Genomic DNA, 13,080 nt, shown 5'->3' with positions numbered 1-13,080 from the left:
TAGTCTTCATGAAGCACCTGCAGGTTGCAGTTGGCATCATTCGCAATGCCAATAAACAGATTTTCCTTGCCCAGCGCGCATCGACCTCTTACATGGCAAATAAGTGGGAGTTTCCTGGCGGTAAGATTGAAGCGGGCGAAAGCGCCGAACAGGGACTCATAAGGGAGCTCCAGGAAGAAACCGGGATCGATGTCACCGAGGCTCGCCCGATTGGTCATGCAGATCACAGCTATGACGATCTGCGCGTAACGCTGCACTTCTTTCTGGTTGAAGGGTGGAAAGGGGAGCCGTGGGGCAAAGAGGGGCAACCGCAGCGCTGGGTTGATCAGCATGCGCTGGTCGCGGAGGAGTTTCCGCCAGCGAATCATCAGCTGATTGCGCGTCTGGTCGCCGGCGAACTCTGAGTGGATGGGGCAGCGCGCCCCATCCTGTTATCAGCGCTCTTCTTCACTCCAGTTGTCACTGTCGTTCATATCGTCGCTGCTGGGAATGCGTTTCTCTTCTGCGGCCCACTCGCCTAAATCAATAAGCTGACAGCGCTTACTGCAAAAAGGGCGCCACGGGCTGAGCTCATCCCAGATGACATCTTTGCCGCACTGCGGACAGGAAACGGTCATGACTTCTTGCTGCATGTTTACCTCTAACAACAGGCCAACTGGAAGTTAAGGCGGGCCGGAACTTCACCGCGCTCACTATCAAATGGCATAAAACGAATGGCGTAGCGGCTTTTATGTCCGGACACCTGTGGATAGAGGGCATCGTCCAGCGATAACTGCAATCGCAGCAGATCGGCACCCTCGGCATTATCCTGATAAAAACCGTTCAGACTGGTCTGCATATGGAATGCGCCGGACTGGCGGATCAGATCCAGTACCATCGCCAGCGCATGATGCAGGGGCGCGAGCGTCTGCATCCAGGCTTCGACCTGCGCATCGCGTGTTTCCTGCGGCAGATGGAGCCAGATGTGCAGGCCTGGCAAATCAAAGCTGCAGCATCCGCCGGGAATGCTGAGTCGCTGGCGCACCAGGGCAATCAGACGATCTTCGCGGAGTTGCTGTCCCATACGCGGGGCATTCATCAACTGCGTTGACTGAATTTTAAGTTTATCGTGCAGAGCATTTACCAGCGTCATGTCGACACCCGGGACATCAGCCCAGGCACGTAATTTTTGCTGCTGACGCTCCAGCTCTTTCAACAGTTCAGTCCGCATATCGCCGCGCTCGAAAATGTCGAGCAACTCGCCAATCAGGCGAAAAAAGGTCAGCGCATTAACGGTTTTATCCAGTAGCGTGGTTTCATCTAACTGATTAATCAAAAATTCAACCCGCAACCAGGTTCGCATTTTTTCATTCAGTGGGTGTTCAAACAGAACGGGTGTACTCATGGTATTAATCCTGTTTCGTTGCCGCCAGCCTGAGATAGCGCTGATGGAGTTCGGCAACCTGTGGCAGGGCGTCGTCGGGCTCGCCGCTGTTATCAATAATGTCATCGGCACAGGCGAGGCGTTGCTGGCGCGTGGCCTGTGCGGCAAGAATACGTTTCGCCTGTTCGACGGAAAGATGGTCACGCTGCTGAGTCCGCGCTAACTGCGTTGCCTCATCAACATCCACCACCAGTACCCGATCAGCCTGGTGCTGTAATTGATTTTCCACCAGTAATGGCACTACCCAGAGCACATAAGGTGAGGTGGCCTGGGCGATCAGCTGTCGCGTCCGGGCGTTTATCAGCGGATGAAGCAGTGCGTTTAACCAGCTTTTCTCTTCCGGCTTCTGGAAAATAATGTCGCGAAGTTGTTTACGATCAAGCATGCCCTGCTCCGTCACTATCGACGCGCCATAGCGCCCCTTTATAGCCTGCAAAGCGGGCGTGCCGGGTTCAACAACTTCACGGGCAATCAGGTCAGCATCAATAATGTCCACGTCAGACGCGGCGAATGCCTGGGCAATCGTACTCTTTCCACTGCCGATCCCCCCTGTAAGCGCGACGATATAGGGCATGTTTCTCACCTGACTTCTTTTACGACATGGGTTCAGGGTAATGATCTGACTAAAAAAGGCAAAAATGGGTGTCAGATCACACCGATAAATCACAACTAAATTTAACGGATTGTAGCGTAAATAAAGTGAAATTCGCAGTCTTGTCGCACAGCGAGAGGCGCGTATCATAACGCTACTGGAGCTGTGCTTACTTCGCGAACGACGATTCGTTGCCACTTACCAGGACACTATTTATGCGTATTGAAGAAGATCTGAAACTGGGCTTTAAAGATGTCTTAATCCGTCCCAAACGCTCCACGCTGCAAAGTCGCTCACAGGTTGAGCTGGAACGCAGCTTTACCTTCAGACATTCGGGCCTGAGCTGGAGCGGCGTACCCATCATCGCCGCCAATATGGATACCGTCGGCACATTTTCGATGGCCGAGGCGCTCGCCAGCTTCAATATCCTTACTGCAGTCCACAAACATTACAGCGTTGATGACTGGCGCGCGTTCATTCAGCGCGTGCCTGCGACATGCCTTAAACATGTTATGGTCTCCACCGGCACTTCAGAGTCCGATCTCAGTAAACTGGTCGCCATTATGGCGCTGTCAGACGATCTGCAGTTTATCTGCATCGACGTGGCCAACGGTTACTCACAACATTTTGTCGATTTTCTGCAACGCGCGCGTGAAACTTTCCCCTCTAAAACAATCTGTGCCGGTAATGTCGTCACGGGCGAAATGGTGGAAGAGTTGATTCTTTCCGGCGCGGATATTGTCAAAGTGGGCATTGGCCCGGGTTCGGTCTGCACAACCCGGGTAAAAACCGGTGTAGGTTATCCGCAGCTTTCTGCCGTTATCGAGTGTGCTGATGCGGCGCATGGTTTAAGCGGACAGATTGTCAGTGATGGCGGTTGTTCAGTGCCGGGGGATATCGCCAAAGCCTTTGGCGGCGGTGCTGACTTCGTGATGCTGGGTGGCATGCTGGCGGCACATGATGAGTGCGAAGGGCAGGTTGTTGAAGAGAATGGCGAAAAATCCATGCTCTTTTATGGCATGAGTTCCGAATCGGCGATGAAGCGTCACGTTGGTGGTGTTGCGCAGTACCGTGCGGCAGAAGGCAAAACGGTCAAGCTGCCCTTAAGAGGTCCGGTGGCGGAGACAGCACGCGATATCCTGGGTGGGCTGCGTTCCGCCTGCACTTACGTAGGGGCCGAGCGCCTGAAAGAGCTGACCAAACGCACGACCTTTATTCGGGTTAACGAGCAGGAGAACCGGGTTTTCAACCGATAGCCATCCGGGGCGCAGCGTGCGCCCCTAATGCATCGCATCACCCAGCCCGAAGACCGGCAGATACATGGCAATCACCAGTGTGCCAACAATGCCGCCAATCACCATCATCATCATCGGTTCCAGCGAAGCCGCCAGTGTGTCAGCGCGCTCTCGCGTTTCGGCCTCATGCCATTCAGCCAGACGTGCCAGCATCAAATCCAGGGCGCCCGCCTCCTCACCGACGCGAATCAGCTGACCACATAATGGCGTGAACAACGGATGCTGCATCAGCGCCTGATGCAGAGGACTTCCCTCAGCAATATGTTGCTGCAGTCCGGCTATCGCGTCCCGCCAGAGCAATGAGGAGAGTGTTACCTTAACGGCGGATAGCCCCTGTAACAGCGTTAACCCGGCGCTCTGTGTGAGATGCAGAATGGTATAGATCTGCGTCAGTTGTGTGCCGCGCCACAATCCGGAAAGCAGCGGGATGCGCAGGAAAAATGCTTGCTCACGGCGTTGCCAGCCCTCAGATCGTCGTCGCAGCTGATGCCATCCAGTCAGCATCAGCGAAACACCCAGGGTCAGCACACCTCCCCATTCCTGAAGCGCGGCAGATAACTGCATTACCGCTGCGGTAAAGGCGGGCAGGGGCGCATCAAAGGCGTCATAAACCGCAACGAACTCCGGCAGCACGAAGAGCAGCATGCCGCAGGTGACAGCCATCGCCACCAGCAGAATAAAAAGAGGATAGCGCAGCGCTTTACCCACCTGATGCCATAACTGCTGCTGGCGGATCTGCTGCTGAGCCAGTTCGCTGCAACAGACATCCAGCTGACCGGTGAGTTCACCTACCTCCATCAGGGACGGATAGAGTGCCGGAAAGATCTGCGGCCATTCACGCAAAGCCTGTGAAAAAGGCGCACCGCTGAGTACCCGATGATGCAGAGCTAGCATCAGGGCCCGCCAGCCAGCATGCGGCTGCCCCTCCGCCAGCAAAACCAGACTCTCTGCCAGCGGCAGGCCCGCTTTGAGCAAGGTGGCCAGCTGGCGAATGAGATCGGTTTTGTGCTGCCACTTCCAGTCCCTCGGACGCCAGACTTTTTCACGCTTCCAGCTCACCGGCAAAAGATCACGCTGCGCCAGCATCAGCAGCAGATTGTCACTGTCGATAGCCAGTAGCTGACCGCTGAGTAACTGACCCTGACTGTCGACCGCCTGCCAGCTGAATAAAGAGGCATTAGCCATCGTCCAGCCCAATCACCCGTTGCATCTCCTCCAGGGAGGTATCGCCCCGACTTACCGCCTCTAAACCGGAAACCAGCAGGGTGCGCAATCCCTGCTGTTTCGCCAGATTCAGCAGATTCTCCAGCGGCATCTCGGCGGCGATCGCATTTTGCAGTCTGGCATTAATGGGCAGTAGTTCAAACAGCGCCAGCCGGCCAAAATAGCCGGAAAAGCAGTGGTCGCAGCCTGGGGCACGCCAGGTTTGCAGGGTGCCAGGCCAGAGTTCCGGAGGATAGTGTGCCACTGCCTGAGCAGGCTGACGGCAGTGAGGGCAAAGGCGTCTGACCAGACGCTGAGCAACGATCAATTTCAGTGCTGACCCAAGCAGATAACCGGGAATTCCCATCTGTCGAAGCCGGGTCAGCGTCTCGGCGGTGGAGTTAGTGTGCAGCGTGGAAAGGACCAGATGTCCGGTTTGTGCTGCTTTAACCGCAATCTCTGCCGTTTCGGCATCGCGAATTTCGCCCACCATGATGACGTCGGGATCCTGTCTCAGCAGCGCCCGCAGCACGCGGTTAAAATCGAGCCCGTTTTTAGCATGGATCTGCGTCTGATTGATGCCCGGCAGTGGGATCTCAATCGGATCCTCAACGCTGCAGAGATTTTTTTCAGGTTTATTCAGCGCGCTAAGTCCGCTGTAGAGCGTGAATGTCTTGCCGCTGCCGGTGGGGCCCGTCACCAGAATCAATCCCTGCGGCTGGGCCAGCGCAGCGCAGAACAGACGTAGCTGCGCAGTGGGTAAACCGAGCTTATCCAGTGACAGCGCCGCGCTTTCACTCTGCAATAGCCTGACTACGGCTTTCTCCCCGCCGTAGATGGGCAACGTGGCCAGACGAAACGAGGCGGGTTTACCGGCGATCTCCATGCTGAACTGACCATCCTGTGGTAACCGTCGTTCGGCGATATCCAGCCCGCCGAGAATCTTCAGTCGTGCCAGCAGCGATGCAGGTTGAGTGGCAGGTAATGAAGAGAGCGGATGCAGTACGCCATCAATGCGCAGTCGCACGCGTAAACCCTCGCGGCAGGGTTCGATATGCACATCGGAGGCGCGGCGTTCGAGCGCCTGACGCAGGATCAGCTGTGTTGCCTCAATCGCTGACTCTGCGGGCGCCTCTTCACGCGCCACCAGCGGTGTGTCGGCATGCCGAAGCTGGTCGAGCCGGGCCTGCGGCCAGCATTCGATCTCAATCTTACACTGGCTGGCAAAATGAAGCGCTTCAGACAGTCCGGGCGGCACGCTTTCTGCGACGGCCACACGCAGCTGACTGGCATCATGGTGTAACACCAAGGCGCGATAGCGCTGACATAAAGCCGCGATCGCTTCATCAGGCTTGTTCATCGCTGGCCCCTTTATCCGCAAAGCGGAACTGATCCTGACAATTGTCGCGCAGGCTATTGTTGCTACTGGTGCAACTGCGTTGCCATCTGATGCCGCCATCCGTGCTGTCCCAGACCGGCAGCATTTCAACGCTCAGGCCATTGAGACTTTCCTGGCCAGTCAATGCAATCACACCGTTGGTCACGCTCAGTGCCGAGACATAGCGCGATCCTCTGGCTGCCGGAATGCCCGCTTCTCCTGCATGACACTGGGTTGGGCCACCACGCTCCATGGCGCAGAGCTCTACCGCAGTTTTAAACGGCACCATTGTTTGCAACATGTCGGTGAGGGCAGCGCGCTGCAGATAATTTTGATAAGCGGGCAAGCCGATGGCACTTAAGATCGCCACAATACCGACCACAATCATCAATTCAACCAGCGTAAATCCACGTTGATGATTCATCACATCGTCTCCTGTTTAAGAAGGCGACAGGTTAAAAATCAGTAGCAGTAAAAGACAGTCAGAGAGGGGAAAACTGGAAAGTGTGGTGTGAACAGATTTCAGGATTGCAGCGCAGTCGAAACTGCGCCGGAAGCGGGGTCGCAAAATCGTCGGGTCGGGTTACGGTGGCGCAGGCTACTTTTGTTTGAAACGCATAGAGAGATCCAGCGCCCGCACATGCTTGGTCAGTGCGCCAACAGAGACATAGTCCACGCCGGTCAGAGCGATCTGCGGCAGGGTTGTTTCGGTAACGTTACCGGAGACTTCCAGCAGCGTCCTTCCCTGGTTGAGTTCGACGGCGGTACGCATTTCTTCCAGGCTGAAGTTATCCAGCATCACAATATCGGCTTCGGCTTCCAGCGCCTGACGCAACTCTTCCAGTGATTCCACTTCAACTTCAACCGGCACATCGGGTTGCAGCCATTGCGCTCTTTCCACTGCCTGCGCAATTGAGCCGCTGGCAATAATATGGTTCTCTTTAATCAGGTAGGCATCTGAGAGGCCCAGGCGATGATTGCTGCCACCGCCACAGAGCACGGCATATTTAAGCGCGGTCCGCAATCCGGGCAGGGTTTTACGCGTGTCCAGCAGCTGTGTCTGGCTTCCCGCCAGCAGTGCGACATAGCGGCTGACTTCGGTGGCAACGCCCGAGAGTGTTTGCACAAAATTAAGCGCGGTACGCTCTGCGGTCAGCAGCAGTCGGGCAGGACCCTCGATTTCAAACAGCAGCTGGTCTGCCTCGATCTGATCACCATCTTCGACATGCCAGCTCAGTGTCGCGTGCGAGCCGAGTTGAATGAAGACTTCTTCCACCCAGCGTTTACCACAGAAAACACCCGCTTCACGGGTAATGACCTGCGCATGAGCCTGGATATCGGCAGGTAACAACTGGGCAGTAATATCCCGGTCAGCGTCGATCTCTCCACCAAGATCCTCTTTTAACGCCAGTGCAACCGCATCCGGGATGTCACTTTCAATGCGTTTGATGAGTGCCTGACGGCGGCTGTCAGGATCATAACCACGAGATGACATAGGTGTTTTACTCCAGAACGAGAAATGACAGAGGGTGACACAATAGCCTGAACCGCCATCAGGTTCCAGCAACGAATCGTATTTTGTTTAGTATCCTTAACACGCAGCGTTGTCATGTGACCCAACCGGCACACTAAGAGGCAAGAATCCTTTATTATTCATGCTATTCTCAGCCAGCTGAAACAAGGAAAATGGGTATGAAAATCGAACAGGGCTGGCTGACCGGAGCGCGTCACGTGCCGTCAACGCATTGCAATGAACGGCCAGACAATGAAGCGCCTTCACTGCTGGTGATTCACAATATCAGCCTGCCACCCGGCGAATTTGGCGGGCCGTGGATCGACAAGCTGTTCACCGGCACACTTCCGCCGGATGCTCATCCCTATTTTGCGGATATCGCCGCGCTGAAAGTCGCGGCACACTGCCTGATTCGTCGTGACGGGGAGATCGTGCAGTATGTCCCTTTTCATAAACGTGCCTGGCATGCAGGCATTTCGCAGTTTGAAGGACGTGAAAACTGCAACGACTTCTCTATAGGGATTGAGCTGGAAGGAACAGACAGTGAGCCCTATAGCGAAGCGCAATATCGGGCCCTGCAGCAGGTAACCCTGTTGCTGCTGCAGCATTACCCGTTAACGCCTTCACGTATCACGGGGCACAGTGACATCGCGCCGGTACGAAAGACCGATCCCGGACCTGCTTTTGACTGGGACTACTACAAACAGCTGTTAACGCAGCAAAAATCCTGATTTTTGCGGAGTCAGTATGACGTTGTTTACCTTGTTGTTGGTTTTAGGCTGGGAGCGCCTGTTTAAACTGGGCGAGCACTGGCAGATCGAACACCGGCTGGAGCCGATTTTTCGGCATCGCCGACATTTCTCCATGATGCGTACTCTGCTGATGACCGTGCTGGCGATGGCGCTGACCGCGCTGGTGGTATGGAGTCTGAAAGGCCTGCTGTTTGGTGTACTACAACTCCTGTTCTGGATCGTCGCCGGCTTGCTCTGCATCGGTGCCGGTTCGGTGCGTCAGCACTACCATAGCTATCTGAAAGCAGCCAGTCATGACGACGACGCGGCGCATCAGGCGATGGCGGCTGAGTTGACGCTGATTCATGGCGTGCCGGTAGAATGCAGCGAACGCGAGTTCCTGCGTGAACTGCAGAATGCACTGATCTGGATAAACTTCCGCTTCTATCTTGCGCCGATGTTCTGGCTGGTGGTGGGAGGGCCGTGGGGTCCGGTGCTGCTGGTGGGTTATGCGTTTCTGCGAGCCTGGCAAGGCTGGCTGGCAAAACATGGTACACCGATGGCGCGTTCGCAGTCTGGCGTGGATGCGATTCTGCATCTTCTCGACTGGATCCCGGTGCGGCTGGCGGGGGTGGCTTACGCGCTGCTCGGCCACGGCGAAAAAGCGCTGCCTGCGTGGTTTGCTTCGCTGACTGATCGTCACCGTTCTCAGTATCAGGTGCTGACGACGCTGGCGCAGTTCTCCCTGTCACGCGATCCGCACACCGATAAAGTAGAAACGCCACGGGTTGCCGTGGCGTTAGCGAAACGCACTTCACTGGTGCTGGTGGTTGCCGTTGCGTTGCTGACGATTTACGGCACGCTGGTGTAATCGGCAGGTGGCACGCCAAAATCGGGCGTGCCATCTTCCCGCCAGCTGAAATATTTCAGTCGGGTGTGGCGGTTCGGATCCCACAACGGATCGCCCTCAATTTCAGTGTAGTTACGCGCGTGATAAACCAGCACGTCGCGTCCCGCCTCATCCTGGGTAAAACTGTTGTGGCCTGGCCCATACTGATGGTTGTCCCAGCTGGATACAAAGACCGGGCGTGCCGATTTTTGCCAGGCGGTGACATCAAGCGGATCGGCATCAGCGGCAATCGACAGTATCCCCAGACAGTAATTTTCATCGGTAGCGCTGGCGGAGTAGGTCACGAACAGCCGATCGCTGTGACGAATCACCGCCGGACCTTCGTTCACGCTAAACCCTGCGCACTCCCACTCATATTCTGGCCGACTCAGCATCACCGGTGTACCTTTCAGCGTCCAGGGATTCAGCAGCTCAGCCAGGTAGAGATTAGAGTTGCCGGGAATCACGGGATCTTTTTGCGCCCAGAGATACCAGTTTTTGCCCTGATGTACGAAGTGCGTGGCATCCAGAGAGAAGCTGTCGAGCTGGCTGAAAACCCGGCGGCAGGGCTGCCATTCGCCCTGCAATGGATCTGCCGCCTCACACACCAGCGCATACATCCGGTGCTGAAACAGTCCCTCTTTGATCTCCCGCGTCGGCGCTGCTGCGAAATAGATAACCCACTGGCCGTCAATGTAGTGCAATTCGGGTGCCCAGATTAACTCGCTACAGGGGCCGCTATCAGGCTTGCGCCAGACCACGACCGGCTCGGCGCTGCGCAGGCCAGCCAGCGTTGTGGCGCGTCGGATCTCCAGCCGGTCATACTCCGGTACTGATGCCACAAAGTAGTAGTGCTGTTCATGGCGAAGGATAAAGGGGTCGGCGCGCTGCTCAATAAAAGGATTCGGCAGGATTGCAGTCATTTAACATCTCCGGTTGGCGTAGCAGCACCGTCGCGCAGGCGAACAGCGTGTAACTCGTGGAAGTTTTCGCGGCGCAGCGCGAGATCCTGCTGGATGGTAATCATCATTTTGCGGTCGACCTTCATCAGCCGCACCACGCCGGCGGTAATCAGATAGCCGACGCCTGGAATGATGGTGAAGAGCAGCATGATGCCGTTAATCGCTTCAGGGGACTGCTGTTTAGCACCCGCATTGTAGCCATAGATCGACAGCAGAAAGCCGACCATTGCACCGGCCACTGCCAGTCCCACCTTGAGGAAGAACAGGTTGCCGGAGAAGCTGATGCCGGTGATGCGCTTGCCGGTTTTCCACTCGCCGTAGTCATCCACATCCGCCATCAGCGACCAGTGCAGCGGAGAAGGGATCTGATGCAGGATATTCAGCACAAAGTAAGCCACTACGACCATCACCGTGGCGTGAGGATCGATCCAGTAAAAGCCGCAGGAGAAGAGCGCCAATGCGATATTAGTCCAGAAGAAGACTTTGAGTTTGCACCAGCGATCGGTGAGCAGTTTCGCCAGCGTGCTGCCGAACATCATGCCAATCACGCCCAGGCTGATAAACAGCGTGGCGAAGTGCGTGGACTGACCCATGACCCAGGTGACGTAATACATGGTGGCTGCCATGCGGATGAAGCCAGGACAGACGTTACAGAAGGTCAGCAGCAGAATGCGCACCCACTGGTCATTCTTCCAGACGTCACGCAGATCTTTTTTCAGGTCATCATTGCTCGGTACAGCAGGGCGGATACGTTCACGAACTGTGGCAAAGCAGAACAGAAACATCGCCAGACCAATCGTGGCCAGCACCGCCATCGCCATCTGGTAGCCGCGCGCTTTATCTTCCCCACCAAACCACTCCGCCATCGGCAGCAGCGACAGAGAAAGTATCAGCGTGGCGATACCGACCATGACAAAACGGTAGGACTGGCAGGAGACGCGTTCACCAGGGTCGTTGGTAATCACGCCACCCAGCGAGCAATAAGGAATATTAATCGCGGTATACGTCAGTGACATCAGGAAGTAGGTGACGAACGCCCAGATGACCTTGTTGTGATAGGTCCAGTCTGGTGTGGTGAACATCAGAACGCTGAAGACCACATAGGGAACGGAAACCCACAGCAGCCAGGGACGAAAACGGCCCCAGCGACTCTGGGTGCGATCGGCGATGGCGCCCATAATCGGATCGGTAACCGCATCCAGCACCCTGACCGAAAGCAGCAGGGTTCCCACCAGCGCCGGAGCAAGGCCGAAAACATCGGTATAGAAGTAGTTCAGGAACAGCATGATGGCACCGCCAATCATGTTGCATCCGGCATCACCCATGCCATATCCCAGTTTTTCCCGAAACGGGAGAGCTGTACCTTTCATGGTTTATTCCTGCGCATCCAGTGTGAACAGGAAGTATTGTCAGGAAATCAGTGAGATGAACGGGAGAAATTCGTCATGAAGATGGACAAAACAGGTGCGGGAAGAGAAGTGTGAGCTGGATCGGGCATCAGAGGTACGTGCTGCAACCTCCCTGAGAGGTCGCAGCACGTAGTAGAGCATCAGGCTTTCTGCGTCTGGTTTTTAATAAAGTAACCAATACCCAGAATGACCAGCCAGACCGGGATCAGCCAGACGGAGATCGCCATGCCCGGCGTGGTCGCCATCAGTACCAGAATCCCTGCCAGGAAGATCAGGCAAATCCAGTTACCTGCCGGATAGAGCAGCGCTTTAAAGCGGGTTGTGACGCCCTGCTGATCTTTCTTACGACGGAACTTGAGGTGCGCCAGGCTGATCATCGCCCAGTTGATGACCAGTGCAGAGACCACCAGCGACATCAGCAGGCCAAACGCTTCGCCCGGCATCAGGTAGTTGATCAGCACACACAGCGCAGTAGCCACAGCAGAGACCAGAATCGTTAACACCGGTACACCGCGACGATCGACTTTCAGCAGTGCTTTCGGCGCATTGCCCTGCTGTGCCAGACCAAACAGCATGCGGCTGTTACAGTAAACGCAGCTGTTATAGACCGACAGGGCAGCCGTCAGGATCACCACGTTAAGCGCATTCGCCACCATGGCATCGCCCAGTTCGTGGAAGATAAAGACGAACGGGCTGACTTCTGAGGTGACGCGGGTCCACGGCATCAGTGACAGCAGGACCGCCAGCGAACCAATGTAGAAAATCAGGATACGCCACAGCACCTGGTTGGTCGCTTTTGGAATGCTCACTTCCGGGTTATCCGCTTCAGCTGCGGTGATACCCACCAGCTCCAGACCCCCGAATGAGAACATGATAATCGCCATGACGGTGACCAGGCCGCCAATGCCATGCGGGAAGAAGCCGCCCTGTTCCCACAGGTTGCGTACTGTCGCCTGCGGACCGGCATGACCACTGAACAGCAGCCAGCCGCCGAACAGGATCATGCCAATGACCGCAACCACTTTAATGATGGCGAACCAGAACTCCATCTCACCAAACACTTTCACGTTGGTCAGGTTGATAGCATTGATCATCACGAAGAAGAGGGCAGCCGACGCCCAGGTCGGAAAGTCAGGCCACCAGAACTGGACATATTTGCCGACGGCAGTGAGTTCTGCCATGGCAACCAGCACATAGAGCACCCAGTAGTTCCAGCCCGAAGCAAAACCCGCAAAGTTGCCCCAGTATTTATAGGCAAAGTGGCTGAAGCTGCCGGCAACCGGCTCTTCCACGACCATCTCACCTAACTGGCGCATGATTAAAAAGGCAATAAACCCGGCAATCGCATAGCCCAGAATAACGGCCGGTCCGGCGGATTCAATGACCGATGCACTGCCCAGAAACAGGCCGGTTCCCACTGCACCACCCAGCGCGATGAGCTGAATATGGCGGTTCTTAAGACCACGTTTCAGCGCTTCGCCTTGCTGCTGTTCCATACAAACCTCGTGATGTTTTTATTCTTCGTTCGCAGCGCAATCCGCTGTAATGAAGGAGTTACAATAACGTATTGATTATTTTACGGTATCTGGCGTGCTGAATGCGGCCATTTGCTACCCTGGCGACAAGAATAGTGATAAGCGATTCGCTTTGCACCTGCTTTCGCCTTTCGTGCTGAGACTTGACTG

14 protein-coding genes are annotated in these 13,080 nt (G+C 55.6%); 4 read left to right on the top strand and 10 right to left on the bottom strand.

Annotated features, from left to right (window positions below; all coding sequences use genetic code 11):
- The first annotated feature begins 8 nt into the window (after positions 1-8).
- Positions 9-404 (top strand): 8-oxo-dGTP diphosphatase MutT, encoded by a 396-nt coding sequence (gene mutT / locus IAI47_RS15885; protein ID WP_003854730.1) that lies wholly within the window; start codon positions 9-11, stop codon positions 402-404.
- A gap of 30 nt (positions 405-434) precedes the next feature.
- Here the strand turns inward: mutT and yacG are convergent, their stop codons facing one another.
- The 3 genes from yacG to coaE are packed head-to-tail and all read right to left on the bottom strand — an operon-like array spanning position 435 to position 1,997.
- A complete protein-coding gene (gene yacG / locus IAI47_RS15880) occupies positions 435-632 on the bottom strand; it encodes a DNA gyrase inhibitor YacG (RefSeq protein ID WP_003854728.1) in 198 nt (65 codons plus the stop codon).
- 8 nt (positions 633-640) lie between these two features.
- Positions 641-1,384, bottom strand: a complete 744-nt coding sequence (zapD, locus tag IAI47_RS15875) for a cell division protein ZapD (RefSeq protein ID WP_008925580.1) — start codon at positions 1,382-1,384, stop codon at positions 641-643.
- A 4-nt stretch (positions 1,385-1,388) separates the two neighbouring features.
- The gene (coaE, locus tag IAI47_RS15870) at positions 1,389-1,997 is read right to left on the bottom strand and encodes a dephospho-CoA kinase (RefSeq protein WP_008925581.1); all 609 of its coding nucleotides are present in this window, start codon (positions 1,995-1,997) and stop codon (positions 1,389-1,391) included.
- 233 nt (positions 1,998-2,230) lie between these two features.
- On the opposite strand from coaE, the gene IAI47_RS15865 reads away from it, so the two are divergent.
- On the top strand, positions 2,231-3,271 hold the full coding sequence (locus IAI47_RS15865; protein ID WP_008925582.1) for a GMP reductase: 1,041 nt from the start codon (positions 2,231-2,233) through the stop codon (positions 3,269-3,271).
- A 24-nt stretch (positions 3,272-3,295) separates the two neighbouring features.
- On the opposite strand, the gene hofC is transcribed toward IAI47_RS15865, so the two are convergent.
- The 4 genes from hofC to nadC form a co-directional block, all read right to left on the bottom strand.
- A complete protein-coding gene (hofC, locus tag IAI47_RS15860; protein ID WP_008925583.1) occupies positions 3,296-4,495 on the bottom strand; it encodes a protein transport protein HofC in 1,200 nt (399 codons plus the stop codon).
- A complete protein-coding gene (gspE, locus tag IAI47_RS15855) occupies positions 4,488-5,873 on the bottom strand; it encodes a type II secretion system protein GspE (RefSeq protein ID WP_008925584.1) in 1,386 nt (461 codons plus the stop codon). The genes hofC and gspE overlap by 8 nt, the downstream gene beginning before the upstream one ends.
- On the bottom strand, positions 5,860-6,315 hold the full coding sequence (gene ppdD, locus IAI47_RS15850; RefSeq protein WP_003854719.1) for a prepilin peptidase-dependent pilin: 456 nt from the start codon (positions 6,313-6,315) through the stop codon (positions 5,860-5,862). Before ppdD ends, gspE begins: the two co-directional genes overlap by 14 nt.
- A 174-nt stretch (positions 6,316-6,489) precedes the next feature.
- The gene (nadC, locus tag IAI47_RS15845) at positions 6,490-7,386 is read right to left on the bottom strand and encodes a carboxylating nicotinate-nucleotide diphosphorylase (RefSeq protein WP_008925585.1); all 897 of its coding nucleotides are present in this window, start codon (positions 7,384-7,386) and stop codon (positions 6,490-6,492) included.
- A gap of 197 nt (positions 7,387-7,583) precedes the next feature.
- Between nadC and ampD the strand changes: the two genes are divergently transcribed.
- Both ampD and ampE read left to right on the top strand, forming a co-directional pair.
- A complete protein-coding gene (ampD, locus tag IAI47_RS15840) occupies positions 7,584-8,135 on the top strand; it encodes a 1,6-anhydro-N-acetylmuramyl-L-alanine amidase AmpD (RefSeq protein ID WP_008925586.1) in 552 nt (183 codons plus the stop codon).
- A 16-nt stretch (positions 8,136-8,151) separates the two neighbouring features.
- Positions 8,152-9,006 (top strand): beta-lactamase regulator AmpE, encoded by an 855-nt coding sequence (gene ampE, locus IAI47_RS15835; protein ID WP_008925587.1) that lies wholly within the window; start codon positions 8,152-8,154, stop codon positions 9,004-9,006.
- Here the strand turns inward: ampE and IAI47_RS15830 are convergent.
- The 3 genes from IAI47_RS15830 to aroP form a co-directional block, all read right to left on the bottom strand.
- On the bottom strand, positions 8,988-9,947 hold the full coding sequence (locus tag IAI47_RS15830) for a family 43 glycosylhydrolase (RefSeq protein ID WP_003854715.1): 960 nt from the start codon (positions 9,945-9,947) through the stop codon (positions 8,988-8,990). The two genes, ampE and IAI47_RS15830, sit on opposite strands and share 19 nt — an antisense overlap.
- The gene (locus IAI47_RS15825; RefSeq protein WP_003854714.1) at positions 9,944-11,356 is read right to left on the bottom strand and encodes a glycoside-pentoside-hexuronide (GPH):cation symporter; all 1,413 of its coding nucleotides are present in this window, start codon (positions 11,354-11,356) and stop codon (positions 9,944-9,946) included. Before IAI47_RS15825 ends, IAI47_RS15830 begins: the two co-directional genes overlap by 4 nt.
- 179 nt (positions 11,357-11,535) lie before the next feature.
- The gene (gene aroP / locus IAI47_RS15820) at positions 11,536-12,891 is read right to left on the bottom strand and encodes an aromatic amino acid transporter AroP (protein WP_003854713.1); all 1,356 of its coding nucleotides are present in this window, start codon (positions 12,889-12,891) and stop codon (positions 11,536-11,538) included.
- Between the last annotated feature and the right edge of the window lie 189 nt (positions 12,892-13,080).

Origin of the sequence: Pantoea sp. MT58, from assembly GCF_014495885.1 — a bacterium.
In the GTDB taxonomy this organism is placed as follows: domain Bacteria; phylum Pseudomonadota; class Gammaproteobacteria; order Enterobacterales; family Enterobacteriaceae; genus Pantoea; species Pantoea eucalypti.
This window is presented reverse-complemented; position numbering and strand designations above follow the sequence as displayed.

What these genes read in the sequence shown, in the direction of transcription:
- yacG (WP_003854728.1), bottom strand. Translation starts at nt 632, where the DNA reads ATGCAGCAAGAAGTCATGACCGTTTCCTGTCCGCAGTGCGGCAAAGAT.
- gspE (WP_008925584.1), bottom strand. Translation starts at nt 5,873, where the DNA reads ATGAACAAGCCTGATGAAGCGATCGCGGCTTTATGTCAGCGCTATCGC.
- hofC (WP_008925583.1), bottom strand. Translation starts at nt 4,495, where the DNA reads ATGGCTAATGCCTCTTTATTCAGCTGGCAGGCGGTCGACAGTCAGGGT.
- ampD (WP_008925586.1), top strand. Translation starts at nt 7,584, where the DNA reads ATGAAAATCGAACAGGGCTGGCTGACCGGAGCGCGTCACGTGCCGTCA.
- mutT (WP_003854730.1), top strand. Translation starts at nt 9, where the DNA reads ATGAAGCACCTGCAGGTTGCAGTTGGCATCATTCGCAATGCCAATAAA.
- IAI47_RS15825 (WP_003854714.1), bottom strand. Translation starts at nt 11,356, where the DNA reads ATGAAAGGTACAGCTCTCCCGTTTCGGGAAAAACTGGGATATGGCATG.
- zapD (WP_008925580.1), bottom strand. Translation starts at nt 1,384, where the DNA reads ATGAGTACACCCGTTCTGTTTGAACACCCACTGAATGAAAAAATGCGA.
- ampE (WP_008925587.1), top strand. Translation starts at nt 8,152, where the DNA reads ATGACGTTGTTTACCTTGTTGTTGGTTTTAGGCTGGGAGCGCCTGTTT.
- ppdD (WP_003854719.1), bottom strand. Translation starts at nt 6,315, where the DNA reads ATGAATCATCAACGTGGATTTACGCTGGTTGAATTGATGATTGTGGTC.
- nadC (WP_008925585.1), bottom strand. Translation starts at nt 7,386, where the DNA reads ATGTCATCTCGTGGTTATGATCCTGACAGCCGCCGTCAGGCACTCATC.
- coaE (WP_008925581.1), bottom strand. Translation starts at nt 1,997, where the DNA reads ATGCCCTATATCGTCGCGCTTACAGGGGGGATCGGCAGTGGAAAGAGT.
- aroP (WP_003854713.1), bottom strand. Translation starts at nt 12,891, where the DNA reads ATGGAACAGCAGCAAGGCGAAGCGCTGAAACGTGGTCTTAAGAACCGC.
- IAI47_RS15830 (WP_003854715.1), bottom strand. Translation starts at nt 9,947, where the DNA reads ATGACTGCAATCCTGCCGAATCCTTTTATTGAGCAGCGCGCCGACCCC.
- IAI47_RS15865 (WP_008925582.1), top strand. Translation starts at nt 2,231, where the DNA reads ATGCGTATTGAAGAAGATCTGAAACTGGGCTTTAAAGATGTCTTAATC.